This window comes from Streptomyces sp. NPDC057939, assembly GCF_042887545.1.
Classification (GTDB): Bacteria; Actinomycetota; Actinomycetes; order Streptomycetales; family Streptomycetaceae; genus Streptomyces.
On the sequence record NZ_JBHVPG010000049.1, the window covers coordinates 1 to 23652 of the forward strand.

Sequence of the window (23652 nt, forward strand, 5' to 3'; positions counted from 1 at the left end):
CAGGCCGGGGCCTACGGCCCGCTGCCCACCAAGGGCCGCGCCTTCATCTCCGTCGCCAACCGCGACAAGCGCACGATGATCTTCCCGGCGCGCGAACTCGTCGCCCACGGCTTCGAGCTCATGGCCACCTCCGGCACCGCCGAGGTCCTGCGCCGCAACGGCATCAACGCCACCGTCGTGCGCAAGCTCAGCGAGGGCGAGGGCCCCGACGGCGAGAAGAACATCGTCCAGCTCATCCACGACGGACAGGTCGACCTGATCGTCAACACCCCGTCCCGCGGAGGTGGCGGCAACGTCGGAGGCGACGGCCACGCACTGCGGGCCGCCGCTGTCGCCCGGTCCGTACCGTGCCTGACGACGGTCCGGGCGTTCGCCGCGGCCGTCCAGGGCATCGACGCGCTCAACCACGCCGAGATCGGGGTGCGTTCCCTCCAGGAGACCGTCGCCGCCCTCGCCCGGCTGCGCGCGGCGCAGCATCAGGAGCCGGTCCTGCACCGGTACGTCGCCCCGGGCCTCCCCTACGCCCGGTCGCGGGAGCAGCAGACCGGCGCCGAATGCGCCGTACCGAACCTCTGACAATTACTCATCCCGAGGGATTCCGGGGCGAGTCAGACCATTTCGCACCCCTTCGTCCTGGAAGGTGGGGCGGTCCGCGTCCACAGGCGTTCCGCCCCAAGAAGGGTCCCTCATGAGGAACACCAGAAGTCTTCTCGCTCCGGGTCTGACCTGCGCGCTGCTCTCGGCCGTCCTCTCGACCGGCACTTCCTCCGCGCTCGCGGCGGACGGGCCGGAACACGAGGCGGGCAACAAGACGATCATCGTCAACAACGGCAGCCACAACAACATCGGGGGCCGGGACAACCTCGTCGGCTCCGGTCACACGGCGGGTACCGGGCACACGGTGTCGTCCGGGGCCACGGGCGGCGTCGAGGACACCGACGAGGTCAGGCTGCGGGTCCTCAGGCAGAGCCTCCGAGGTCTGCAGACCATCCCCATCCCCGGGTTCCTCTGCCCGACGGATCACCCCTGGCTGGTCGGGCAGAACTACTCCGGCGGGGAGAACGTCCCCCGCGGCGTCGAGGTCGTCCAGGCGGGTGCCAACATCGCCGTCGCCATCGAGGAGCAGCAGCCGGTCCTGGAGGGACTGGCCACGGGCTGGACCGGCAGCTCACTGCACTCGGCCACCAACTGGGACGTCCGCACGCACGCCCTGGAACTCTGGGCACACTGCACCTCGGACGCCTCCCGGGGGTACAACCCGGGACAGGGCTGAGGCTCCGACGGCCCACGGCGCGCTCGGGAAGAGGCGCCGGGTGCCCGGCGCCACTTCCCGAGCGCGGCCTACGCGCCCAGGTAGGCCCATGCCCGGGTGCCGGAGCGCAGCGTCACTCGACTCCTGGCGTGGTCGTCGACCCCGTAGGCGCGGAACGTCGGTCCCGCGTCGGGCAACCAGGTTGCGGACGGATCCTGTTGCCCCTTCGATCCGGTGGCGCGGAGTCAGCCGTTCAGGAGCAGCAGCGGCGCCGGTGCGCCGTTCAGCCATCCTTCGCCGATCACGGCCAGGGCGTCTCCCGCGGCGGCCCCTCGGAGGAAGGCGGCCCTGTGGCCGCCGACGACCCGGGCCCCGGCCTCCTCCCAGGCGACGGGCACCAGCCGCGCCGTACCGGGCACGGGCCGTACGTCCCCGTGCACCGCGACCCGCGGCAGCGCGGGCAGGCCGCGGCCCGAAAGCCCGGCGATCAGCGGCGCGAGGAGCGTGTGGGCAGCGACGAGAGCCGCGTACGGGTTCCCCGGCAGGCCCACGACCCAGCGTCCGTCGGCGAGACCGGCCAGCAGCTGCGGGTGCCCCGGTCGGCAGGCCACGGTGTCGACGACCATCCGCGCCCGGGCGTCGTGCAGGAACTCGCGCAGCTGGTCGGTGGCGCCGACCGAGGTGGATCCGGTGACCACGACGACCTGCGGAGCCCGCGGCTCGCGCACGGCCCGACCAAGCGACCCGATCGGCCGGTCGGGAACGTGCTCGACCGACACCACCTCGCCCCCGAACGCGGCGACCAGGGGCGGCAGCAGCGGCCCGAGCGCGTCCCGCACCCGGCCCGGTCCGGGCGGGCCGGACCGGTCCAGCTCGTCCCCGGTGACGAACACCCCCACCGTCGGCCGGGGGCGCACCCGCAGCACGTCGTGGCCGCAGGACGCGGCGAGCCCGATCAGCGCCGGCCCGACGCGGGTGCCGGCCGGGGCGAGACGGGTGCCGGCCGGGGCGTCCTCACCGGTCCGCCGGATGTGCTCCCCCGGTGCGGGCACCGGTCCCGACACCAGGCCCTCGCCGCCGCGCGCCGACTCCAGCGGCAGCACGGCGAGGGCGCCGGCCGGCACCGGGGCGCCGGTGGAGATCTCCACCGCTTCGCCCGGGGCCTGCGTCCCTCCTCGGACGCCGCCCGCCCGGACGGAGCCGACGACCCGCCACGGCCCGGGGCCCGCCACCGCGTACCCGTCCATGGCGGCCGTGTCGAACGCCGGAAGGGGCCCGGGCGTGCACAGGTCCGCGGCCGTGGTGAGTCCCGCCGCCTCCGCGAGCGGCACCGGGCGGGCGGCCGGCGGCGACGGCGCCCGGTGCGCCAGCTCCCGGGCCCGCCCCCAGGGCACTGCCCGGGCGGGCGGGGTGGCGGTGCGTGGGGTGGCGGTGGTGGGCACGGGGGTGGTGCCGGTCGTCGCGGGCATGCGGCCAGCGTGCGATCCCTGTTTTTCCGTCGTGCACGGGGAGCGTTGCGTTCTCGCGCCGCCCTGCTCACCGCAGGCCCCGGCACGCGGTGAGCTCCAGGCCACACAGAAGATTCGCACATGCGGCAAGGAATGCGGAACAAGCCGGCAGATGCGCATCTCATTGCACGCTTTGCCTCTTGGATGATTTACTGAACCTACACGGGCCCCAGTGGCCCGATTCCGTTCCAGGAACCAGTCGTCCCCGCGGGTCGACGCTTGGTTCACTGATGCGGACGCCCCACCCCCGGGACTGCTTGCGGCTCTCGCAGCCCCGGGTGGGCGCGGCGAAGGAAGCCCCTGCGTGCCGATCGCGGTGTTCGACGCGCAGGGGCTCCGTCACGTCGGGGCGGATCCGCGCCGGCGCCCGTCACAGGACGTTCATCAGGATGATGGCCACGAGGTTCAACAGGATGACGGTGATGACTCCGCCCACCGCCATCCAGGCCCGCTGCGATTCGTCCATGGCCATGAGGAACCTCCCGGCTCGGGCGTGTCGCCACGCGCGGCTCCGGCGGCGGCCGGTCCGCCCCGGCCATCATGCCCCCGTTCCGCACGGAGCACAGTTCGGCCGCCGGGGGCGTCCGGTCAGGAGACCCAGCCGGTGGTCATGCCGATGACGGCGGAACCGTCCCCGTCGGCGAGCTTCGTACCGGTGAAGTCGCGGGCCCACTGCGAGGTCTGGATGCGGAACGCGGGGCGCTCCGCGGTCAGCGCCTCCATGACCGCCTCGGCCGCGCCGGCCGGGGTCTGGGCGCCGTCCATGAACTGACTGACCGTACGGTTCACGTAGCTGTGCATCGCGTCGGCGTACGGGCCGGCGGCGGCGAGGGTGCCCTCGATGTCGAGTCCGAGGTTGTTGACGAACTCCGTCGCCACCGCGCCGGGCTCGACGACGGACACGCTCACGCCGACGGCGCCCGCGACGGGGGCCAGGCTCTCCATGTACCCCTCGACGGCGAACTTCGCGGCGCAGTAGGCCTCGTTGAAGGGCTGGCCCACGACGCCGCCGACACTGGTGACCGTGATCAGTCGGCCCCCGGAGGCCCGCAGGTGCGGCAGGGCGGCCTTGGAGACGTTGAGCACGCCGAAGAAGTTGACCTCCATGACCTCGCGGACGTCGGCGACGGTTTCGAGTTCGAGGGTTCCCACGTGTCCGGCGCCCGCGTTGTTCACGACGGCGTCCAGTCGCCCGTGGTCGGCGATCACGCCGTCGATCGCGGCGGCGACGGAGCGTTCGTCGACGACGTCGAGCTGCCGGATGTCGACCTCCACCCCCGCTTCGGCGGCGGCCTCGCGCAGGGCGTCGGCCCGACCGGTGTCACGCAGGGTGGCGATCGTGCGCCAGCCCGCACGGGCGGCCGCGACGGCCGCGGCCAGACCGATGCCGGAGGACGTTCCGGTGATCAGGACGGTGGGGCGGGCCGCGCCGGGAGTGGTTTCGGGGGTGGCGGGGAAGGAGGTCATGACGGTCACCTTTCACGGAACGTGATTTATGTGCGTGCACACACACCATAAAGTTATGTGTGCGCGCACGCAACCTCTAGACTGCCGACATGCCGAAGAAGCTCACCGAAGCCGAGATGCAGCCGGCCGACTACGCCTTCTACGGACTGGTCTGGGCCGGGACCGTGATGACCGACCGGGTCGACCGGGCCCTCGTGAAGGCGCACGACCTTCCCGTGTCCTGGTTCGAGGTCATGCTGTGGCTCGCCACCAGCCCCGAGCCCGTACCCGCGTCCGTCCTCGGCAACAGCACCCTGCTCAGCCGCAGTCAGGTGTCCAGGGTCGTGGACGCCCTGCAGGCGCGGGGTCTGGTGACGCGCACGCCCTCGACCCGCGACGCGCGGTCGGTGGAGGTGTCCCTCACGGAGGCGGGGCGCACGGTGTTCGCCGAGGCCGACGCGACCCGGCGCGAGGCCCTGGCGCCGGTGTTCACGGACCTCCTCGACGAGCGGGACCTGGAGGCGCTGGGCACCGTGTGGCGCAAGCTCAAGGCCACGAAGGACGTCAAGGGCGCGTAGCGGCCGTGCCGTCCGGGATTTCCGACGCGATCCCGGCGGCGGCGGCGAAGAGGCGGGCGCAGCGCAGCGTCATGGCGTCGGGGGTCTGCTCCGGGTGCTTGACCCACCAGCGGACGAGGGTGGCGACCAGGTCCCGCCAGACGTACTTGAGCGCGTCGGCGTCCAGCGGATCGGTGGATCCCGTCGTGCGCAGCAGCTCGGCGGTACCGCCCGCGGCGAGTCGGTCGATGGCCGACCAGTACTCCGAAGCGCGCCGCACGGCCTCGCCGTCGGGCGGCAGGGTGGTGTCGTAGAGGACGAACCAGGCCTCCCGCTGCCCCTCCAGCGCCGTGAAGAGGGCGCGGAGCACGCGCAGGGGGGTGTGCGACGCGGTCCCGTCCGGGCCCATGGCCGTGCGGATCGTGGCGAGGATGCGGTCGCCCACGGGGACCAGGCAGGCGACGTACAGGTCCTCCTTGGTGCCGAAGTACTGGTGGAGCAGGGTCTTGGTGACGCCCACCCGGGCCGCGATCGCGGGGAGCGACGCGGCCGCGTAGCCGCGGGTCCCGAACTCCTCCGTGGCCGCTTCGAGCATCTGTTGCCGGCGGTGCTGCCGCGGGACTCCCTTGGTGCCGGCTTTCGAAGGAGGGGTTGCCATGGACGGATATTATCAGTAAGTAATTTACCCCTAGGTAAATTCCTGCCACCTCCGGAGCGCCTCCATGGCCGGCACCACCGTTCAGCCCACGTCCCGTACCCGCTCCTGGTGGGGTTGGGGCTGGGCGGACGCCCACCCCGACGACGCCGAGTGCGTGGCGATGGGCGCCCTCCTCCCCGGCACCCTCGCCCGCCCGCTCCCCGTTCCCCGCGTCGCGGACCTGGACATCGCCCGGCCGGCGGTCGAACCGCCGCCGAGCCTCGCCCACCTGGTCCGCGACGACCCGGCGGACCGCGCGGCCCACGCCATGGGCAAGGCGTACCGCGACGTCGCCCGCGCCCTGCGCGGTCGGCCGGGCCGCATCCCGGACCTGGTGGCCCGGCCGACGGACGAACAGGGCGTGGCGGACCTGCTGGACTGGGCCGGTGACCGGGAGGTCGCCGTCGTCCCGTACGGCGGGGGTTCCTCCGTCAGCGGGGGCGTGGAGTACCGCGGCGACGCCCACCGGGCCGTGCTGTCCCTGGACCTGACGGCCATGGGCCGCGTCCTGGAGGTCGACACCGAGGGCCGGGCGGCACGCATCCAGGCGGGAGCGCTCGGGCCCGACCTGGAGGACCAGTTGCGGCCGCACCTGCTGACCCTGCGGCACTTCCCGCAGAGCTTCGAGTTCTCCACCCTGGGCGGCTGGCTCGCCACCCGGGCGGGCGGCCACTACGCCACCGGGCGCACCCACATCGACGACTTCGTGCAGTCGCTGCGCGTGGTCACCCCGGCCGGCACCAGCAGCTCCTGGCGGCTGCCCGCCTCCGGGGCCGGGCCCTCCCCCGACCGGCTGTTCCTCGGGTCGGAAGGGGCGCTGGGCGTCATCACCGAGGCTTGGGTGCGCCTCCAGGAACGCCCCCGCCACAAGGCGTCCGCCGCGGTGACCTTCACCGACTTCCAGGACGCGCTGCGGGCGGTGCGGGCCCTGGCCCAGTCCGACCTCTCCCCCGCGAACTGTCGGCTGCTCGACGCCGGTGAGGCCGCCCTGGCGGGTGCGGCCGGGGGTGACCGTTCCGTTCTGGTGCTGGGCTTCGAGTCGGCGGACGAACCGGTGGCCCGACGGCTGGAGCGGGCCGTGCGGCTGGCCCTCTCGTACGGCGGGCGGCGCGACGGCGCCACCGCCGCGGGCGGGGCCCGGGGCGGGTCGTCGGACGGGATGCCGAGCGGGGCTCCGGGCGGCGACGCGGCCGTGCGCGCGTGGCGGTCCGCGTTCCTGCGGATGCCCTACCTGCGCGACGGCCTGGCCAGGATGGGCGCCGTCGCGGAAACGTTCGAGACGGCCGCGACCTGGGACCGGATACCGGGCCTGATCGAGGCCGTGCGCACCGAGGTGGGCGCCGCCGCTCTCAAGGCCACCGGTCACCCCGCGACCGTCAACTGCCGTCTGACGCACGTGTACCCGGACGGCGCGGCCCCGTACTTCACCGTCCTGGCCGCAGGCCGCGCCGGTGACGAGGTGGCCCTCTGGGACGACCTCAAGGCGGTGGCGGGCGAGGTCCTGCACCGCCACCGGGCGACCATCACCCACCATCACGCCGTCGGCCGCGACCACCGCCCCGGCTACGACCTCCAGCGCCCCGAACCCTTCGCGCTCGCGCTGCGGGCCGCGAAGGGGGCGCTGGACCCGCGGGGCATCCTGAACCCCGGCGTGCTCGTGGACTGAGGATCCGTACGGATCCGGCCCACCGGGCGGCCGGATCCGTACCGCCGCGGGCAGCCGTCGGGCGCGGGCGTCGGGCCGGGCCGTCGGGCCGGGCGCTCAGGCCCGGCCGGTGTACGGGCCGCCTCGGCCGTCCGTCACCACCCCGACCAGGGCACGCGGCAGGTGTGCGGGCCGGCGCCTTCCGGGCACAGGCCCCTGATCACCGCCTTGCGGAGCGCCCGGTGGGTGCGCAGCGAGCAGACCAGGCGGACGTGCAGCTCGGCCGCCTCCCGTCGACCGCTGTCCGCTCCGGGGTGCTCGATGGCCCACTGCTCGGCGAGGAACTCGTACCCCCGCGCCAACGACGGGTCGTCGGCGGCGCGCACGACGATGCTCCTCGTGACACGGGCCGCGCGGCGGGCGACCTCCCGGTCCACGACCTCCGCGACCCAGGCCAACCCCTCGGCGTCCGCGTACAAGCCGAACCTCAGCATGCGTGTCCCCACCGACCGCACCAGTCCCTTCCCCACGTCCGTGCCCAGCCCTGAGCACTCGGCGCCATGATCCCCCGCACGCCCCGGGCCGTCGACCGCATTTCGTTCCGTCGCGCAACCCGTCAGCCCCTCCATCACCCGTCCGGTCCATCGGAATCGCCCGTACGGCAGTCATGCCGGATCGTGGCCGGTGGTACGCCGGGCAGATCGGAGGTCTGCTGTGAACCGCTGGAGCACTTCCCTCGCCGCCGTGTCGGTGGCCGCGGCCTGGACCCTGTGCGTCGTGGCGCCACCCGCCACCTCCTCCGACGTCCCCGCCGACACGGCCCGTGCCGTCCGTGCCGTGACCCCGGAGCCCTCCGCCACCACCGGGGGCGAGTTCCTCGGCGAGTACGCGCCGATCCGCCGACCGGACGGGGGCGCGGCGGCGCGCGGACAGGAGATCATGCGGGGCGGCCGGTACCTCGAACGCTTCACGGCGTTGTCCAACGCCCTCCTGAACGTCCCGCAGGACATATCCGTCCTGGCCGTGCAGTGCGGCGCCGACAACGCCTTCTACCGGAACCGTCAGATCCTCCTGTGCTACGAGTACGCGGCCGAACGGGAGCGTGCGTTCACCGAGGCCAACGCGGAGACGGACGCCACCGCCCCCGGCGCCACCCACGACCCCGTACTGGACGACGTCGCCGGGGCCGTGCTGGGCACCTACTTCCACGAGCTGGGCCATGCCGTGATCGACGTCCACGACCTGCCGTCGACCGGCAACGAGGAGGACGCCGCCGACGAGCTCGCCGTCCTCCTGCTCCTCGCGGTCGACCCGAGCGGCGACACCACGCGCAGCACCCTGTGGGCGCAGAAGCTCGCGGCCAGGGAGGAGGCCGGAACCACCCCCGACCACTCGGACGAACACGCCCTCAGTGGGCAGCGCTACTACAACCAGCTCTGCCTGCTGTACGGCTCCGACCAGGTCGAGTACGCCTGGATCGTGTCCGACGAATGGCTGCCGAAGCAGCGCGCGTACCGCTGCGACAGGGAGTACCGGCAGGCTGTCAGCAGTTGGGAGACGCACCTCTCCACCCACTGGAAGAAGCAGCCCCCCGAGGAGTGACCGGCACCGCCCCCCGTCCGCTCACCGACCTCCATGGAGGCACCGTCGTGCGCCGTTCCAAGCCCCTCACGCTCGCCTGCCTGTCCCTGCTCCTCGGCGCCTCACTGGCCGGCGCGCCCGCCGCCGCCGCTCGGGCCGAAGCGGCTCCCGTCGCGGCCTGCCCGGCCGGCCAGGCCACCCTCCGCGGTACGTGCGTACCGTCCGATTCCGCGGAGTTCGTGCGCGACCGGGTGCGCGACGCGCTCGCCCGGTACAAACTGACCGCGGCCATGGCCGAGGTGTGGATCGACGGGGAGCGCGTCACGGAAGCCGCCGCCGGCCAGGCGATGACGGGCGTACCCGCCACCACCGACATGCGCTTTCGGATCGGCGCGGTCTCCATCCCCTACCTGACGACCGCGTTGCTCCGGATCGTCGACCGGGGCGGGGCCTCACTCGACGACAAGCTGTCCCGTCGGCGCCCGGACGTGCCGCACGCGAACGAGATCACGCTGGGCATGCTCGCGTCGACGACCTCCGGATACGCGGACTACGTCCGGGACCCGAAGTTCATCGCGGACCTGTACAAGAACCCGTTCCGGAACTGGACGGCGCCCGAACTCGTGGAGATCTCGGTGTCCAAACCGCTGGTGCGCGCGCCCGGTTCGGGGTTCGCCTACTCCCACGCCAACTGGGTGCTGCTCGGCGACGTCATCTCGCGGATCGACGGGCGTCCGCTCGCCGAGGTGATGGAGGCCGACGTCCTGAGGCCGATGGGACTGGACGCGACCGACATCCCGACCACGGCCGAGATCCCGGCGCCCGTCCTGCACGGATTCGACAACGAGCGCGGCGTGTTCGAGGACGCCACGTACTGGAACCCGTCGTGGACGCTGGCGCCGGGCGCGGTCATGACGGGCACCCTGGGTGACATGGCGAAGTCGCTCACGGCGATCGGCGAGGGTGATCTTCTGTCGCCGGAGTCCCACCGCAAGCAGCTCGCGCCCGTCTCGCAGATCGATCCGAACACCTCCTTCGCCCTCGGTCTGGCCGTGCAGAACGGCTGGATCCTGCAGAATCCGTCCTTCGCCGGGTATGCGGGAGCCGTCGCCTACCTGCCCTCGAAGAGGATCGCGGTCGCGACGGTCGCGACGCAGGGGCTGGGCAGCACCGTGCAGAACGCGGCCTCGGCGTTCCTGGCGGAGATCGCCAACCACCTCGCCCCGGAGGCCGCCCTGAAGGCGGAGTGACCCACGGTGCGCCGGCGGCCGAAATGCCGCAGACTCCTCTAAGAGGCTCGACCCGGTAGGCCCCGTGCGTCGCGCGCGGGCCACGACAAGGGTGTGGTCGGCGTGCTCGATGTCCCGATGTGGCTGTGGGGGACGTTCGCCGCGACCGTCGTGGTGTCGCTGGCGGTGGACCTGCTGGCCCACCGCACCGCCCACGTGATCGGCTTCAAGGAGGCAGCCCTCTGGAGCGCCCTGTGGGTGAGTCTCGCCCTCGCCTTCGGCGGGTTGGTCTTCCTCGTCCTCGGCACGACGGCCGGAACCGAGTACACGACCGCGTGGTTGCTGGAGAAGAGCCTGTCCGTCGACAACCTGTTCGTCTTCGCGGTGATCTTCGCCTACTTCAAGGTGCCCCGCGAATACCAGCACCGGGTGCTGTTCTTCGGGGTGATCGGGGCCCTCGTGTTCCGGGGGATCTTCCTGTCCCTCGGCGTCGCGGTCGTCACCCGCTTCACCGCCGTGCTGTTCGTCTTCGCCGCCGTGCTGTTCTACAGCGCCTACAAGCTCATGAAGGACGAGGAGGACAGCTTCGACCCGGGCAGGAGCTTCGCCGTGCGGATGCTCCGCAAGGTCGTGCCCGTCCGCGACGAGTACGCGGGGACGAAGTTCTTCGTGAAGGAGGCCGGCAGGCGCGTGGCGACGCCGCTGCTCGCCGTGGTCGCCGCGATCGAGGCGGCCGACCTCATCTTCGCCGTCGACAGCGTCCCTGCCGTCCTCGCGGTCAGCGACGACGCGTTCATCGTCTACACGAGCAACGCGTTCGCGATCCTCGGTCTGCGCGCCCTGTACTTCCTGCTGGCCGGGCTGTTGGACCGGTTCCACTACCTGAGCAAGGGTCTCGCGATCATCCTCGCCTTCATCGGGGTGAAGCTGATCCTCCAGGCGTCCCACAAGATGATCAGCCCGAGCGTGCCCGAGATCCCCTCGCCGGTCAGTCTGGCCGTCATCGTCGTGGTGCTGGCCTGTTCCGTCATCCTCAGCGTCCGTCGGCCGCCCGCCGCGGAGGAGGACGATCCGTCCCGGTCGCCCGGCGACTGAAGCGGAACGGGGCCTTGGACGGGAACCCCGAGAACCGACCTCCCATTTCGGGACGAACGGGCTTATTGTTAAAAAATGAGTAAAACCGAGCATGAGACCGGTCCCCAAGGGGCGCTTGCGTGCCCGGCCTGCAAGCAGTCCGTGAGCACGACCGTCAAAAGGCGGCACAAGACGCTGGGGGTCTACGTACCCGTGTGGGTCCCCGGCCCCTGCCACAACCCCGCATGTCCCGACTACCTGGCGGACCCCCGACAGGCCGAACACGGCCACGTCGAGCACGGCCACGGGGCCCGCTGAGCTCCCCCTCCCCCGCACGACCCGACCGGTCCGCCGGCGCGGACCGGCCGGGGCCGCCGCCCCGTCAGCGGCCCCAGCGCAGGGCGGCCGTCTGTACGGGGGCGTCCCACAGCCTCAGGAGTTCGTCGTCGGCCCGGCACAACGTCACCGAACAGCCCGCCATGTCCAGCGAGGTGACGTAGTTGCCCACGAGCGTCCGCGCCACCGGCACTCCCCTGGCCGCGAGGATCCGCGCGACCTCGGCGTGGAACCCGTAGAGCTCCAACAACGGCGTCGCCCCCATCCCGTTGACCAGGGCCAGCACCGGGCCGTCGGCGGGAGCCACCGCCGCCAGGTCCTCCAGTACGGCGGCCACCGCCACCTCGGCGATCTCCCGCGCGGGCATCATCGGACGCCGCTCACGGCCGGGTTCCCCGTGGATGCCGACGCCGAGTTCCAGTTCTCCGTCTGGCAGGTCGAAGGTCGGGCTGCCCTTGGCCGGGGTCGTGCAGGCGCCGAGCGCCACGCCGAAGCTCCGCGAGGAGGCGTTGACCCGGCGGGCCAGCGCCGCGACCCGCTCCAGCGGCGCCCCCTCCTCGGCGGCCGCTCCGGCGATCTTCTCGACGAAGAGGGTGGCCCCGGTGCCGCGCCGCCCGGCCGTGTAGAGGCTGTCGGTCACCGCGACGTCATCGTCGACCAGCACCCGCTCGACCCGGATGCCGTCCTCCTCGGCGAGCTCGGCGGCCATGTCGAAGTTGAGGACGTCGCCGGTGTAGTTCTTGACGACGAACAGCACTCCCCGACCCGAATCGACGTCCGTTGCCGCCCGCACCATCTGGTCGGGCACGGGTGAGGTGAACACCTCGCCGGGACACGCGGCCGACAGCATCCCGTGACCCACGAACCCGGCGTGCAGGGGTTCGTGGCCGGAGCCGCCGCCGGACACCAGGCCGACGCGCCCGCCCTCCCTGGCGTCCCGCCGTACGACCACCCGCCGCTCCACGTCCACGGCGAGGTCCGGGTGGGCCGCGGCCATCCCCCGCAGGGCGTCGGCGACCACCGTTTCCGCACTGTTGATCAGCATGTTCATGGAGTGCCTCCCGGGTGGCCGATTGCGGTCGGCGGGCCGGTCGCGGACGATCGCCGCGCCCCGCCGTACCCCCCAAGTGTGCCGCCGCGCCGGGGAGATCCGCGAGGGTGCCGCGCCCACCGACCCACCACCCGCCCCGCCTCCACCTCGGGCCCCGCAGATGTGTGGCATATGTTCCGGATCGCGGGGAACACGTCCAGTATTGAACTAATTGCGCAGTACGCGGGTCGTGGGACGGCCGGGGACCGGCCGTCGGGAAAGGGGCCCCCATGGTCAAGCGACTCAAGGACTCAGGGCTGGTCGGCGAACTCTCCGCCGAATTCGCCGGCACCATGGTCCTCATCCTCTTCGGCTGCGGGGTGGTGGCCCAAGTCGTCGCCGGCGGGGGCCTCACGGATCCCGCGGGCGGCCTCGGCAACCACGACAGCATCGCCTGGGCGTGGGGCCTCGCCGTCACCCTCGGCGTCTACGTCGCGGCGCGGCTGAGCGGCGCCCACCTCAACCCGGCCGTCACCGTCGCCCTCGCGGCGTTCAAGGGCTTCCCGTGGCGCAAGGTGGCCCCCTACGCGCTGGCGCAGACCGCCGGCGCCTTCGTGGCGGCGCTGATCGTCCGGTGGAACTACACCGAGGCCCTCGCGAAGGTCGACCCCGGCCACACCATCAAGACACAGGGCGTGTTCTCCACGCTGCCCGCCAACGGGAACACCAACCTCCCGGTCACCGAGTGGGGCGCGCTGCGGGACCAGATCATCGGCACGGCGATCCTGCTGCTGCTGATCCTGGCGGTCACGGACCTGATGGGCACGCCGCCGGGCGCCAACCTGGCCCCGTTCATCGTCGGCCTGATCGTGGTGGCGATCGGCATGGCCTGGGGCACCAACGCCGGTTACGCGATCAACCCCGCACGTGACTTCGGCCCCCGGCTGGCCAGCTTCCTCACCGGATACGGCGGGGCCTGGCGAGATCAGTACGGGCAGTTCTACTACTGGGTCCCGATCATCGGCCCCCTCATCGGCGGTCTGCTGGGCGCGGGCCTGTACAAGTTCCTCATCGGCCGGTTCCTGCCGACCGCCGAACCGGAGCCGCCCGGCCGGGTGCCCGCTCCGGACGAGGGCTGAACGACCGGGAGGGAAATCCGCGGGACCGACCCGAGAGAGCGACCGACCCGAGAGGAGGCCTCCCATGGCCGACTTCGTCGGAGCAGTGGACCAGGGGACCACCAGCACCCGTTTCATGGTCTTCGACCACGCGGGGAACGAGGTGGCGAGGCACCAGCTGGAGCACACCCAGATCCTCCCCCGTTCGGGCTGGGTCGAGCACGACCCCGTCGAGATCTGGGAGCGCACCAACTCGGTGATGCAGAACGCCCTCCGGCACGGGAACCTCGCGGCTTCCGACCTGGCGGCCATCGGCGTCACCAACCAACGGGAGACGACCGTGGTGTGGGACCCCCGCACCGGGCGCCCCTACTACAACGCGATCGTCTGGCAGGACACCCGTACCGACTCGATCGCTGCGGCCCTCGAACGGTCGGGCCGCGGGGACGTCATCCGGCGCAAGGCCGGCCTGCCACCGGCCACGTACTTCTCCGGCGGCAAGATCCAGTGGATCCTGGAGAACGTCGACGGGGTCCGCGCGGCCGCCGAGGAGGGACACGCCCTCTTCGGCAACACCGACTCCTGGGTGCTGTGGAACCTCACCGGCGGTCCCGACGGAGGCATCCACGCCACCGACGTGACCAACGCCTCCCGCACGATGCTGATGGACCTGGAGACCCTCGACTGGGACGACGAACTCCTCGGGTTCTTCGACGTGCCCAGGGCGATGCTCCCGAGCATCAACTCCTCCTCCCATCCGGACGCCTACGGACGGACCCGTACGTCCCGGCCGCTGCGCGCCGCCATCCCCATCACCGGGGTCCTCGGCGACCAGCAGGCGGCCACCGTCGGACAGGTCTGCTACGCGCCGGGCGAGGCCAAGAACACGTACGGCACCGGCAACTTCCTCGTCCTCAACACCGGTACGGATCTGGTCCGGTCGCAGCACGGGCTGCTCACGACCGTGGCCTACCGGTTCGGCGACGAGCCCACCGTGTACGCGCTGGAGGGCTCCATCGCCGTCACCGGCTCCGCGATCCAGTGGCTGCGCGACCAGTTGAAGATCATCAATGACGCGGCAGACAGCGAACGTCTGGCCCGCACCGTCGAGGACAGCGGCGGCATCTACTTCGTCCCCGCCTTCTCCGGCCTGTTCGCACCGTACTGGCGCTCCGACGCCCGCGGCGCCATCGTCGGACTCGCCCGCTACCACGACGACGGCCACCTGGCCCGGGCCGCACTGGAGGCCATCTGCTACCAGAGCCGCGACGTGGTGGAGGCCATGGAACAGGACTCCGGCGTGCACCTCGACGTGCTGAAGGTCGACGGCGGCGTGACGGCCAACGACCTGTGCATGCAGATCCAGGCCGACGTCCTGGGCGTACCGGTCAGCCGACCGGTCGTCGCGGAGACGACCGCACTGGGCGCCGCCTACGCCGCCGGTCTGGCCACCGGCTTCTGGCGGGACACCGACGAACTCCGCACCCACTGGCAGGAATCCCGGCGCTGGACGCCCGAGTGGTCCGAGGACCGGCGCGCACAGGGGTACGAGGGCTGGAAGAAGGCGGTGGAGCGCACCCTCGACTGGGCCCGGGTCGAATAGGCCCGCCACGTCCCGCCTCGTCCCACCACCTCCCACCTCGGCACATGGGCCGCGCCGCACGGGGTAGGCGCGGCCCATGGAAACGACGCTCGAACCCGCGATCACCACGGCCGCCGAAACGTCGGGCGGTGCCTGGCTGCTCCCCCTGATCGGCATCGTCGTGGCGGTGATGCTGATCGCCGCCGTCGGGTGGGGGATCAGGCGCCGTCGGACCCTGCGCACCGGGCCCACGGAAAGCGGGCCCTCCGCCCCGGGTACCACCGCCACGCCGCCCCCGGCGGACCCGGGCGACTTCTCCGGGGGTCGTGGTCACGCCGGACCGCACGACTTCCCCGGCTACGGGAACATCGGCGACGGCGGCGAGAAGCGCGACGGCTGACCGTCGGCGGGCACGACCGCAGCACGCGCGGGAGCCCACAGCAGCACACGAAGTGCGACGCAGCACGCCCATCGAACGTCGGTGGGCGTGCTGCGGCGTACCGGCCCCCGGGTCGGTTCAGGAACCGAGGGCGTCCTCGACGTTCTGCTGCCAGTACCCGACGGTCAGCGAGCTGTCGTAGTGGACGCCGGCGGCCGGCAGCGCGGGGGTCGCCGACGCGCCGCCGCTGCTGTTGGGCGTCATGCCCTGGAAGGCGACGGTGAGCCGGCGACCGGTCGTGCCGCCCTCGCCGCTCCCGTCGGCCGCCGACAGCAGGGCCGCCGCGTAGCCGGACCCGCCGGGTGCGAGGGACACCACGGCCTGCGGCTGGGTCTCCTTGCGGGCGGCCGGCGCCCACTGCATCTCGTCGAAGCGCAGCACCGGGTGGTACGTGAGGTCGCACGGCTTCGAGCCGGTGTTCTTCACCGTGATCAGCATGTGGTTCAGGGGACGCGACACCGGCTGGACGGTGACGGTGGTGTTGGCGCCGTTGCACAGGACGCGCTTCCCGTCGGCGGCCGGCTCCGAGGGGCCCTTCGCGTTCGTGGGACCGGTGCCGGTCTGCACGCCGCCGTTCGTGCCGGTCCCGCCCGTCGTCCTGGCGGGTGCCGGATCCTGGGCGCCCGACGGGGCGCCCTGCGGGGTGGTGGTGGCGCCCTTCGCGGAAGGGGTGGCCGAGGCCGCCGCCGCCCCCTCGTCCTTGAGGCCCGTGCCGTCCTGACAGCCGGTGAGGGCGAGCGCGGCCACGACGACGACGGCCGCGCCGACGAGCCGTCGGGGGGTGCGGGTGGCGGACGTCGCGGTGGGGGCGGAACGGAACACGAACATGGCTGATCGCCTCTCATACGGGTTGCCCGCGGCGGCGGTCGGGACCGGCTGCCGGAGGCGGTGTGCTTGGATGGCATCAGCCTGTGCGGTGATCCGTCCCGGTCACCACCAGCAACGGGTGATCAGGGACGCTGGGACGCCCACACAGGCTCTGAGCTGCTGAAACAACCTGTTCCTGGGACGCGGGACGGGACATCCGGGTGGGAGGAACAGTGTCGGAAGACACTGCTGGGTCCGAGTTCGCCGTGCTGTTGCGCGAGTTGAAGGACCGGTCCGGCCATAGTTACGGGACGCTCGCCAAGCGCCTCCACATGAGCACGTCGACCCTGCACCGGTACTGCGGCGGCGACGTCGTCCCGGCGGAGTACGCACCGGTCGAACGGCTCGCCCGGCTCTGCAAGGCGTCGCCCGAGGAACTCCTGGCACTCCACCGGAGTTGGGTGCTGGCCGACGCGAACCGCCCCCGCAAGGGCGGCGATCCGGGCAGCAGGACCCAGACCCGCCCCGCGCCGGCTCCGACCTCCCCCTCCTCCCCCCAGTCGCCGACCTCACCGGCGCAGGCATCACCGGCCCCGGAGGCCCGGACGTCGCCGGCCCCGGAAGCCCGGACGTCGGCTGCCCCGGCGGCGCAGACGGACGCGCAGGCGTCGCCGGTCCCGGAGGTACCGCCCGCGGCATCGGAGGTGACCGGGCCGTCCACCGCCCCGGGGGGTCGCGTGTCGGATCCGTCGCGGCGCCGGCCGCGCGGGCCCGTCCTCGCCGGGATCGCCGTGGCGGTCGTCGCCGGGGTGGTCGCCCTCGCCCTGAGCCTGTCGGCCTCGGACACCGGCGTCCGGGGAGGCCACGTCGGCGCCGCCTCCGCCGCACCCGGCGAACCGGGGCGTGCGGGCGGCGGGACGGCGGCCGCGGGTCCGTCGACGACGGCCTCGTCCCCCGCGTCCGCGTCGGGCTCCCCGTCCGCGTCCCGGGACGCCGGAGCGGGCCCGGGGGGCGCCGTTCCCGGGACGGCCGGTACGGGAACGGCCGCCGGATCCTCTTCCGCCTCCCCCACCGGCCCTGGAGGCGGCGCCGGTCCCGCGTCCGGCGCGCCGCTGACGGTCGCGGCGCAGCCGCACACCTGGGAGTCTCCCTGCGGCCAGCACTACCTGATCGACAAGCCGCCGGCGGAGGTGGGACCGCCGCCCCTGGAACGGGACGCACCGGCGTGGGTGGCGGCGTCGGGAGCGGTGCCGGCGGGCGAACAGTACGTGACGCTCACCCTTCAGGGTTCCGGCAAGGAGACGGTGGTCCTGGACAGCATGACCGTCCGGACGGCCGGCAAGCGCACGCCCCTCGCCTGGAACGACTACGCCATGGGCTACCCGGGCGTCGGCTGCGGGGCCGGCGTGCCGACGCGTTCGTTCACCGTGGCCCTCGACGCCGCGCGGCCGGCCTTCGCCCCCGTGGCGGGACAGCCGAACTTCCCGTTCCGGGTGAGCGAGTCCGAGCCGGAGGTGTTCTACGTCAAGGCGGACGCCTCCGCGTACGACGTCAGCTGGTACCTGGAACTGGCCTGGTCCAGCGGTTCCCGGCACGGCACCCTCACCATCGACCACAACGGGAAGCCGTTCCGTACCAGCGGCCACAACGGACGGCCCGGCTTCGAGTTCCCCCTCGGCGGCGAAGGTTGGGTCGCGGCGGGATCGACCAGCTGACCGGGAGCGACCGGTGGTGTACCGGGAGCGCACGGTCGACGGCGTCCCGGAGCGGTTCCGGACGATCGAACATACGATGGGCGGGAACCGGCGCGGACGGCCCGCGGTGCCGCCCGCCCAGAGCACTCGGGGTGGAGACGACGCATGGCACAGGCCGCCGACCCGGCACGGACCGTCATCCTCACGGTGGACGACGACCCGGGGGTCTCCCGCGCCATCGCCCGTGACCTGCGGCGCCGCTACGGCGCCGAGTACCGGATCGTGCGCGCCGAGTCCGGTGGGTCCGCGATGGAAGCGCTGCGCGAGTTGAAACTGCGCGGGGACCTGGTGGCGGTGATCCTCGCCGACTACCGCATGCCGCAGATGAACGGCATCGCCTTCCTCGAAGAGGCCATGGGCGTGTACCCGGGAGCGCGGCGCGTGCTGCTCACCGCGTACGCCGACACCAACGCGGCCATCGACGCGATCAACGTGGTCGACCTCGACCACTACCTGCTCAAGCCCTGGGACCCGCCGGAGGAGAAGCTCTACCCGGTCCTGGACGACCTGCTCGCGGCGTGGCGCTCCAGCGACCACCGCCCGGTGCCGGCCACGAAGGTGGTCGGGCACCGCTGGTCGGCGCGTTCCTCGGCGGTCCGGGAGTTCCTCGCCCGCAACCAGGTGCCGTACCGCTGGTACTCCTCCGACGAGCCGGAGGGACGACGGCTGCTGGAGGCGGCGGGGGCCGACGGGCAGCGGCTGCCGCTGGTGGTCACGCCCGACGGCGGCGTGCTGGTCGAACCGGAGGCGCCCGAACTGGCCGCCCGGGTCGGGCTCGCGACGACCCCGACCGCCGACTTCTACGACCTCGTGGTCATCGGGGGCGGCCCCGCCGGGCTCGGCTCGGCGGTGTACGGGGCCTCCGAGGGGCTCCGTACGGTCCTGGTGGAGCGGTCGGCGACCGGGGGGCAGGCCGGGCAGAGTTCCCGCATCGAGAACTACCTCGGCTTCCCGGACGGCGTCTCGGGCGCGCAGCTCACGGAGCGCGCCCGCCGGCAGGCCGGCCGGTTCGGTGCCGAGATCCTCACGGCGCGCGAGGTCACGGGGCTGGAGGTCAACGGTCCGGCGCGCGTCGTCCGCTTCTCCGACGGCTCGACGGTCGCCGCGCACAGCGTGATCCTGGCGACGGGCGTGTCGTACCGGCAGCTCCACGCGCCGGGCTGCGACAGCCTGACCGGCTGCGGGGTGTACTACGGCTCCTCGCTCACCGAGGCGGCCTCCTGCCAGGGGCAGGACGTGTACATCGTGGGCGGCGCCAATTCCGCCGGGCAGGCGGCGATGTACCTGTCTCGGGGTGCCAAGTCGGTGACGCTACTGGTGCGCGGGGAGTCCCTGGCGGCGTCGATGTCGTACTACCTGATCCAGCAGATCGAGGAGGCCCCGAACATCACGGTGCGGCCCCGGACCGTCGTCGACGAGGCGCACGGCGACGGGCACCTGGAGCAGTTGACGCTCCGGAACGTGGACAGCGGGGCGACCGAACTCGTCGACGCGCAGTGGATGTTCGTGTTCATCGGCGCGGCCCCCCTGACGGACTGGTTGGACGGCACGGTGCTGCGCGACGAACACGGCTTCATCCTGGCCGGGCCGGACCTCACGCCGGACGGGCGGCCGCCGGCCGAGTGGGAACTGGACCGTTCCCCCTACCACCTGGAGACCAACGTCCCGGGCGTGTTCGTGGCGGGCGACGCCCGCGCCCGGTCCGCGAAGCGCGTCGCGTCCGCCGTCGGAGAGGGAGCCATGGCCGTGATGCTCGTCCACCGGTACCTGGAGCAGTCGTGAGCGGGCAGGTCATGCCCTGCGCCCCGCAGGAGATCGCCTCGCTGTTCCTGTTCGAGAAGCTCTCCCCGGAGCAGCTCGGGCGGCTGTGCTCCGAGGGGCGGGTGGAACGGTTCGACGTGGGACCGGTGTACACGGAGGGCGACCCGGCCACCTGCTTCTACGTGATGATCGAGGGCACCGTCGTCCTGGCCCGCCGGGTCGGGGGTGACGACGTGGAGGTGAGCCGCACCTCGCAGCGCGGCGTGTACGCGGGTGCGATGCAGGCGTATCTGGGTGAACAGGTGCCGCAGACCTACACCAACTCGATGCGGGTGACGGAGCCGACGCGGTTCTTCGTGCTGCCCGCGGACTCGTTCGCGGACGTCATGCGCGAGTGGTTCCCGATGGCCGCGCACCTGCTGGAGGGGTTGTTCTTCGGTTCGAAGAACACGCAGCGGGCGATCGGGCAGCGCGAACGGCTGTTGGCCCTGGGATCGTTGTCCGCGGGCCTCACCCACGAGCTGAACAACCCGGCCGCGGCGGCCGTACGGGCCACCGCGGCGCTGCGGGAGCGGGTGGGCAAGATGCGGCACAAGCTGGCCGTCATCGCGCAGGGCCCCTACCCGCGGGAGGTCATCGCCGGCCTGATCGACATCCAGGAACGCACGGCCGAACGCGTCGCCAAGGCGCCGGCGTTGAGCCCGTTGGAAGCCTCCGACCGGGAGGACGAGCTCGCCGACTGGCTCGATGACCACGGCATCGCGGAGGGCTGGAAGGTCGCGCCGACCTTCGTGCAGGCCGGACTGGACACGGACTGGCTGGAGCAGGTCGCGGCGGCCGTCGACGAGGACATCCTGCCGGGGGCGATCGGCTGGCTCAACTACACGGTCGAGACCGAGCTGTTGATGGACGAGATCAACGATTCCACCACCCGCATCTCCCACCTCGTGGACGCGGCCAAGCAGTACTCGCAGCTCGACCGCGCCCCGCACCGGGTGGTCGACGTCCACGAACTCCTCGACAGCACCCTGCTGATGCTGTCCGGGAAGATCGGTCGCGGGGTGCGCGTGGTCAAGGACTACGACCGCTCGTTGCCGGACGTGCCGGCGTATCCGGCGGAGCTAAACCAGGTGTGGACCAACCTCATCGACAACGCCGTCTTCGCGATCGGGAGCACCGGCGGCGAGGGCACCCTGACGGTCCGCACGGCGCGGGAGGGGGACCGGCTGCTGGTGGAGTTCCGCGACACGGGACCGGGTGTTCCGGCGGACGTCCGCAGCCGCATCTTCGACCCGTTCTTCACCACCAAACCGGTCGGCGAGGGCACCGGTCTCGGCCTGGACATCTCCTGGCGGATCGTCGTCAGCAAGCACCACGGCAGCCTCCAGGTCGAATCCGTCCCGGGCGACACCCGCTTCCAGGTACTGCTCCCGCTGACCGCTCCGGAGATCGGGGAGCCCCCCGAAACCGACACCACCGAGGAGGACCCCGCATGACCGACATCGACGGCATCGACCCGAGCGCTCCGCCCAGCGGCACCGGGTGCGCCGACTGCGACGAAGCGGGCGGCTGGTGGTTCCACCTGCGGCGCTGCGCCGAGTGCGGCCACATCGGCTGCTGCGACTCCTCGCCGGGCCAACACGCCACCGCGCACTGGAAGTCCAGCGGCCATCCCCTGGTGCAGAGCTTCGAGCCGGGCGAGGAATGGTTCTGGAACTACGCGACCAACGCCATGTACGAGTCGGGTCCCGCGCTGACGCCACCGAACGGCCACCCCTCGGACCAGCCGTCCCCGGGACCGGCCGACCGCGTCCCGCAGGACTGGGCCGGCCTGCTGCACCGCTGAGGTCCCGACCGCCCGCGCCGGCACCCCGCCTCGCCCTGCCGTCGTAGGGGGGTGACGGCAGGGGCCGGCGGGGATCAGCAGGAGCGGACCGGCTGGAGGTTGTGGACGAAGCGCGCCGAGACCCAGCCGTCGGAACCCTGGATCCGGTACCAGACGGGATTGCCGTCCACCCAGCCGCCCCGCTTCTGGCAGTTGAGCAGGATCCGCTGGTGCGGACGCAGCACCTTCACGACGCCCGAGTACACCGTCGGCTTCTGCCGGACGTGGAGCGCCGCGTCGGAGACCACCTCACCGACCGGGTACGCCGCCTTCGGCGCGCCCTGCGCGGGGAGGGATCCGTACTGCCCCGCGGCTCCTGCCGTCGCGGCCGCCGGGCCGATCAGCACGGCCGCTCCGACCGCGCACGCGAGTACCGTTCTCTTCATCCTTGCACCGCTCTCCGCAGATCCGTACCGGCATCGGGTGGCCGGCGGGCGCCCGGCCTCTTCGGCACCCTCCTCGACTATCCGCGCGGGCAACCCGTTCGGCGGGCGGACACGCCCGCGCTCCTCCGGATGGCCCCACGGGGGCCATGGACCTGACGTGCGTTCAGGACCCCGAACGCGAGCCGATAGGGTGTTCGATGCCCCGTGGTGGCGCGTGGCCCGCACCCCACGGCGCTCGTACGGCAGGCGTGTGACCCGGAGGCATGAAGTGAGTGGGACCAGACCGATCCACGACACCCGGTCGGCGCCCGGCGGTGCGCTGAGGGCGTTCCTCAGAGCCTGCTGGGCGAGCGACGACGAGGCCCCCAGGGCCGAACGCGTGGACGACCGGGTCATCCGCCGGATGCAGGGCACGCGGATGACGCTGGGCATGGGCGCCGGCGTCTGGCTGATCGTTTCGTACCCGCTGAGCGACGGCGGCGAGGAGTTCGTGCTCGGCAAGATCGTCGAACTGGGCTTCTCCTGCCTCGTCCTGACGATCGGCTCCGTGGTCGGCATCACCGCCTTCCTCGTCATGAGCAGCCGTGACAGGCGGCGGGACTTCGCCGAACGTCTGCACAGGCCGATCCTGACGGTCGTGATGCTCGCCACCGGCCCGTTCCTCATGTGGGCGTCGCTCAAATCCCTCCGGGGAGAGCTGGTCGGCGTCGACGTCTTCCAGGGCATCATGGAGTTCTTCGGCGACGGGATCTTCGCCAAGCTGGTGGTCTTCCTGCTGCTCGCCGTCGGATGGCTCGCGTCCATCGCCGTATTGATCTGTTCGGTCCCCTTCACGCTCTACTCGGCCTACATGTGCGTGTTCACCTGCATCCGGGCCGGGGACGTGCACCAGCTGCTTCCCGCGCTGATATCCCCGCTGCTGGTCTGGTCGCTCCTCGCCTTCCAGCTCTTCATCGGTCCCGACGTGGCCGCCCCGCCGCTCGTGCTGTACACGTTCATGTTCGGCGGCCCCCTGTCGGTGACGGCGCTCTCGGTCTGGGAGGTGCGCCGCCTGCGCGTCCGCCACGGCATCACCCTGCGCAATGCGCTGGGCCGCTGATCCGTCGAATTCGGCGCCAGCGCGCCGCCGGGCCTCAACTGCGGCAGGCACAGGGCGGATTAGGCTCGGCACGATGACGGAGAATGAGATCCAGCTCAAAGCGATCGCCGCGCTCACGGCCATCAGGTCCGGCGCCGACAGCCAGTTCGTCTCCGACCTGCTGGGCGAGGTGATCCCCGCCGAGTTCGTCGTTCCGGTCGACGCCGGCTTGGAGGAGACGGGCCTGGCCGTGCTGCGGCAGGTCTCGCAGCCGCTCAATGCCCTGGTCAACGGCTTCATCCTCGCGTTCGACGTGGTGGCCACGGCACTCGACGCCGCGGACCTCGACACGTCCACCGAGGACCTCCTGCAGACCCTCGCCCTGAGCCTGGCGGTCGAGGACACCGAATGACCGGACCCCGGTAGCCCCGGAGGGATCCGGACGCACCGACGGCCCGCGCCCCTTCCCGGGCGCGGGCCGTCGAGC

General features: G+C 72.3%; 23 protein-coding genes and 1 pseudogene. 17 read left to right on the plus strand and 7 right to left on the minus strand.

Translation table 11 applies throughout. The features are described 5' to 3' along the window. Positions 1 to 576: pseudogene (gene carB / locus ACFVS6_RS34200) on the plus strand (carbamoyl phosphate synthase large subunit); the annotation flags it as partial. A 112-nt stretch (positions 577 to 688) separates the two neighbouring features. Then, positions 689 to 1273, plus strand: coding sequence for a hypothetical protein (locus tag ACFVS6_RS34205; protein ID WP_389710153.1), 585 nt, complete (start codon positions 689 to 691; stop codon positions 1271 to 1273). A 224-nt stretch (positions 1274 to 1497) separates the two neighbouring features. On the opposite strand, the gene ACFVS6_RS34210 is transcribed toward ACFVS6_RS34205, so the two are convergent. Continuing rightward, positions 1498 to 2721 carry a molybdopterin molybdotransferase MoeA gene (locus ACFVS6_RS34210; RefSeq protein WP_389710155.1) on the minus strand — a complete coding sequence of 408 codons (1224 nt, stop codon included), beginning with the start codon at positions 2719 to 2721 and terminating at the stop codon, positions 1498 to 1500. Positions 2722 to 3348: 627 nt separating this feature from the next. Continuing rightward, a complete protein-coding gene (locus ACFVS6_RS34215) occupies positions 3349 to 4227 on the minus strand; it encodes an SDR family NAD(P)-dependent oxidoreductase (protein WP_389710157.1) in 879 nt (292 codons plus the stop codon). Between the two features lie 89 nt (positions 4228 to 4316). Between ACFVS6_RS34215 and ACFVS6_RS34220 the strand changes: the two genes are divergently transcribed. Continuing rightward, positions 4317 to 4784 carry a MarR family winged helix-turn-helix transcriptional regulator gene (locus ACFVS6_RS34220; RefSeq protein WP_389710158.1) on the plus strand — a complete coding sequence of 156 codons (468 nt, stop codon included), beginning with the start codon at positions 4317 to 4319 and terminating at the stop codon, positions 4782 to 4784. Here ACFVS6_RS34220 and ACFVS6_RS34225 read toward each other — a convergent pair. After that, positions 4771 to 5421, minus strand: coding sequence for a TetR/AcrR family transcriptional regulator (locus tag ACFVS6_RS34225; RefSeq protein WP_389710160.1), 651 nt, complete (start codon positions 5419 to 5421; stop codon positions 4771 to 4773). The two genes, ACFVS6_RS34220 and ACFVS6_RS34225, sit on opposite strands and share 14 nt — an antisense overlap. A 64-nt stretch (positions 5422 to 5485) precedes the next feature. Here ACFVS6_RS34225 and ACFVS6_RS34230 point away from each other — a divergent pair, with 64 nt between their 5' ends. Further along, positions 5486 to 7126, plus strand: a complete 1641-nt coding sequence (locus tag ACFVS6_RS34230) for an FAD-binding oxidoreductase (RefSeq protein ID WP_389710162.1) — start codon at positions 5486 to 5488, stop codon at positions 7124 to 7126. A 134-nt stretch (positions 7127 to 7260) separates the two neighbouring features. Here ACFVS6_RS34230 and ACFVS6_RS34235 read toward each other — a convergent pair whose 3' ends face one another. Next, a complete protein-coding gene (locus ACFVS6_RS34235; RefSeq protein WP_389710164.1) occupies positions 7261 to 7599 on the minus strand; it encodes a hypothetical protein in 339 nt (112 codons plus the stop codon). Between the two features lie 220 nt (positions 7600 to 7819). Between ACFVS6_RS34235 and ACFVS6_RS34240 the strand changes: the two genes are divergently transcribed. The 4 genes from ACFVS6_RS34240 to ACFVS6_RS34255 all read left to right on the plus strand — a co-directional run bounded on the left by ACFVS6_RS34240 (position 7820) and on the right by ACFVS6_RS34255 (position 11307). Further along, a complete protein-coding gene (locus ACFVS6_RS34240; RefSeq protein ID WP_389710166.1) occupies positions 7820 to 8707 on the plus strand; it encodes a DUF4344 domain-containing metallopeptidase in 888 nt (295 codons plus the stop codon). 47 nt (positions 8708 to 8754) lie between these two features. Next, positions 8755 to 9936: a serine hydrolase domain-containing protein gene (locus ACFVS6_RS34245; RefSeq protein WP_389710168.1), complete on the plus strand. Its 1182-nt coding sequence runs from the start codon at positions 8755 to 8757 to the stop codon at positions 9934 to 9936. 102 nt (positions 9937 to 10038) lie between these two features. Further along, entirely contained in the window at positions 10039 to 11010 is a 972-nt protein-coding gene (locus tag ACFVS6_RS34250) for a TerC family protein (protein WP_389710170.1), read from the plus strand. A 75-nt stretch (positions 11011 to 11085) separates the two neighbouring features. Then, a complete protein-coding gene (locus tag ACFVS6_RS34255; protein WP_389710171.1) occupies positions 11086 to 11307 on the plus strand; it encodes a hypothetical protein in 222 nt (73 codons plus the stop codon). Between the two features lie 64 nt (positions 11308 to 11371). On the opposite strand, the gene dhaK is transcribed toward ACFVS6_RS34255, so the two are convergent. Beyond that, on the minus strand, positions 11372 to 12376 hold the full coding sequence (gene dhaK / locus ACFVS6_RS34260; protein ID WP_389710173.1) for a dihydroxyacetone kinase subunit DhaK: 1005 nt from the start codon (positions 12374 to 12376) through the stop codon (positions 11372 to 11374). Positions 12377 to 12645: 269 nt separating this feature from the next. On the opposite strand from dhaK, the gene ACFVS6_RS34265 reads away from it, so the two are divergent. From ACFVS6_RS34265 to ACFVS6_RS34275, 3 genes are all read left to right on the plus strand, one after another. After that, positions 12646 to 13494 (plus strand): MIP/aquaporin family protein, encoded by an 849-nt coding sequence (locus tag ACFVS6_RS34265; protein ID WP_389710175.1) that lies wholly within the window; start codon positions 12646 to 12648, stop codon positions 13492 to 13494. A 64-nt stretch (positions 13495 to 13558) separates the two neighbouring features. Next, a complete protein-coding gene (gene glpK, locus ACFVS6_RS34270; RefSeq protein ID WP_389710177.1) occupies positions 13559 to 15076 on the plus strand; it encodes a glycerol kinase GlpK in 1518 nt (505 codons plus the stop codon). A 76-nt stretch (positions 15077 to 15152) separates the two neighbouring features. Continuing rightward, on the plus strand, positions 15153 to 15455 hold the full coding sequence (locus ACFVS6_RS34275; RefSeq protein WP_389710179.1) for a DUF6479 family protein: 303 nt from the start codon (positions 15153 to 15155) through the stop codon (positions 15453 to 15455). 117 nt (positions 15456 to 15572) lie between these two features. Here ACFVS6_RS34275 and ACFVS6_RS34280 read toward each other — a convergent pair whose 3' ends face one another. Next, on the minus strand, positions 15573 to 16322 hold the full coding sequence (locus ACFVS6_RS34280) for a DUF4232 domain-containing protein (RefSeq protein ID WP_389710181.1): 750 nt from the start codon (positions 16320 to 16322) through the stop codon (positions 15573 to 15575). Between the two features lie 212 nt (positions 16323 to 16534). Between ACFVS6_RS34280 and ACFVS6_RS34285 the strand changes: the two genes are divergently transcribed. From ACFVS6_RS34285 to ACFVS6_RS34300, 4 genes are all read left to right on the plus strand, one after another. Continuing rightward, complete coding sequence (locus ACFVS6_RS34285; RefSeq protein ID WP_389710183.1) at positions 16535 to 18016, plus strand: helix-turn-helix domain-containing protein; 1482 nt, start codon at positions 16535 to 16537, stop codon at positions 18014 to 18016. A 144-nt stretch (positions 18017 to 18160) separates the two neighbouring features. Then, entirely contained in the window at positions 18161 to 19837 is a 1677-nt protein-coding gene (locus ACFVS6_RS34290) for an FAD-dependent oxidoreductase (RefSeq protein ID WP_389710185.1), read from the plus strand. Further along, on the plus strand, positions 19834 to 21312 hold the full coding sequence (locus ACFVS6_RS34295; RefSeq protein WP_389710187.1) for an ATP-binding protein: 1479 nt from the start codon (positions 19834 to 19836) through the stop codon (positions 21310 to 21312). The genes ACFVS6_RS34290 and ACFVS6_RS34295 overlap by 4 nt, the downstream gene beginning before the upstream one ends. Then, a complete protein-coding gene (locus ACFVS6_RS34300; protein WP_389710189.1) occupies positions 21309 to 21662 on the plus strand; it encodes a UBP-type zinc finger domain-containing protein in 354 nt (117 codons plus the stop codon). The genes ACFVS6_RS34295 and ACFVS6_RS34300 overlap by 4 nt, the downstream gene beginning before the upstream one ends. A gap of 74 nt (positions 21663 to 21736) precedes the next feature. Here ACFVS6_RS34300 and ACFVS6_RS34305 read toward each other — a convergent pair whose 3' ends face one another. Next, complete coding sequence (locus tag ACFVS6_RS34305) at positions 21737 to 22087, minus strand: SH3 domain-containing protein (RefSeq protein ID WP_389710191.1); 351 nt, start codon at positions 22085 to 22087, stop codon at positions 21737 to 21739. 268 nt (positions 22088 to 22355) lie between these two features. Between ACFVS6_RS34305 and ACFVS6_RS34310 the strand changes: the two genes are divergently transcribed. Both ACFVS6_RS34310 and ACFVS6_RS34315 read left to right on the plus strand, forming a co-directional pair. Then, positions 22356 to 23186 carry a hypothetical protein gene (locus tag ACFVS6_RS34310; RefSeq protein WP_389710192.1) on the plus strand — a complete coding sequence of 277 codons (831 nt, stop codon included), beginning with the start codon at positions 22356 to 22358 and terminating at the stop codon, positions 23184 to 23186. Positions 23187 to 23259: 73 nt separating this feature from the next. Further along, on the plus strand, positions 23260 to 23577 hold the full coding sequence (locus ACFVS6_RS34315) for a hypothetical protein (RefSeq protein WP_389710194.1): 318 nt from the start codon (positions 23260 to 23262) through the stop codon (positions 23575 to 23577). Positions 23578 to 23652 lie beyond the last annotated feature (75 nt).

Excerpts from the sequence above, each read along its gene's own strand:
- ACFVS6_RS34205 (WP_389710153.1), top strand. The coding sequence starts at position 689 with ATGAGGAACACCAGAAGTCTTCTCGCTCCGGGTCTGACCTGCGCGCTG.
- ACFVS6_RS34210 (WP_389710155.1), bottom strand. The coding sequence starts at position 2,721 with ATGCCCGCGACGACCGGCACCACCCCCGTGCCCACCACCGCCACCCCA.
- ACFVS6_RS34215 (WP_389710157.1), bottom strand. The coding sequence starts at position 4,227 with ATGACCTCCTTCCCCGCCACCCCCGAAACCACTCCCGGCGCGGCCCGC.
- ACFVS6_RS34220 (WP_389710158.1), top strand. The coding sequence starts at position 4,317 with ATGCCGAAGAAGCTCACCGAAGCCGAGATGCAGCCGGCCGACTACGCC.
- ACFVS6_RS34225 (WP_389710160.1), bottom strand. The coding sequence starts at position 5,421 with ATGGCAACCCCTCCTTCGAAAGCCGGCACCAAGGGAGTCCCGCGGCAG.
- ACFVS6_RS34230 (WP_389710162.1), top strand. The coding sequence starts at position 5,486 with ATGGCCGGCACCACCGTTCAGCCCACGTCCCGTACCCGCTCCTGGTGG.
- ACFVS6_RS34235 (WP_389710164.1), bottom strand. The coding sequence starts at position 7,599 with ATGCTGAGGTTCGGCTTGTACGCGGACGCCGAGGGGTTGGCCTGGGTC.
- ACFVS6_RS34255 (WP_389710171.1), top strand. The coding sequence starts at position 11,086 with ATGAGTAAAACCGAGCATGAGACCGGTCCCCAAGGGGCGCTTGCGTGC.
- dhaK (WP_389710173.1), bottom strand. The coding sequence starts at position 12,376 with ATGAACATGCTGATCAACAGTGCGGAAACGGTGGTCGCCGACGCCCTG.
- ACFVS6_RS34265 (WP_389710175.1), top strand. The coding sequence starts at position 12,646 with ATGGTCAAGCGACTCAAGGACTCAGGGCTGGTCGGCGAACTCTCCGCC.
- glpK (WP_389710177.1), top strand. The coding sequence starts at position 13,559 with ATGGCCGACTTCGTCGGAGCAGTGGACCAGGGGACCACCAGCACCCGT.
- ACFVS6_RS34275 (WP_389710179.1), top strand. The coding sequence starts at position 15,153 with ATGGAAACGACGCTCGAACCCGCGATCACCACGGCCGCCGAAACGTCG.
- ACFVS6_RS34280 (WP_389710181.1), bottom strand. The coding sequence starts at position 16,322 with ATGTTCGTGTTCCGTTCCGCCCCCACCGCGACGTCCGCCACCCGCACC.
- ACFVS6_RS34290 (WP_389710185.1), top strand. The coding sequence starts at position 18,161 with ATGGCACAGGCCGCCGACCCGGCACGGACCGTCATCCTCACGGTGGAC.
- ACFVS6_RS34300 (WP_389710189.1), top strand. The coding sequence starts at position 21,309 with ATGACCGACATCGACGGCATCGACCCGAGCGCTCCGCCCAGCGGCACC.
- ACFVS6_RS34305 (WP_389710191.1), bottom strand. The coding sequence starts at position 22,087 with ATGAAGAGAACGGTACTCGCGTGCGCGGTCGGAGCGGCCGTGCTGATC.
- ACFVS6_RS34315 (WP_389710194.1), top strand. The coding sequence starts at position 23,260 with ATGACGGAGAATGAGATCCAGCTCAAAGCGATCGCCGCGCTCACGGCC.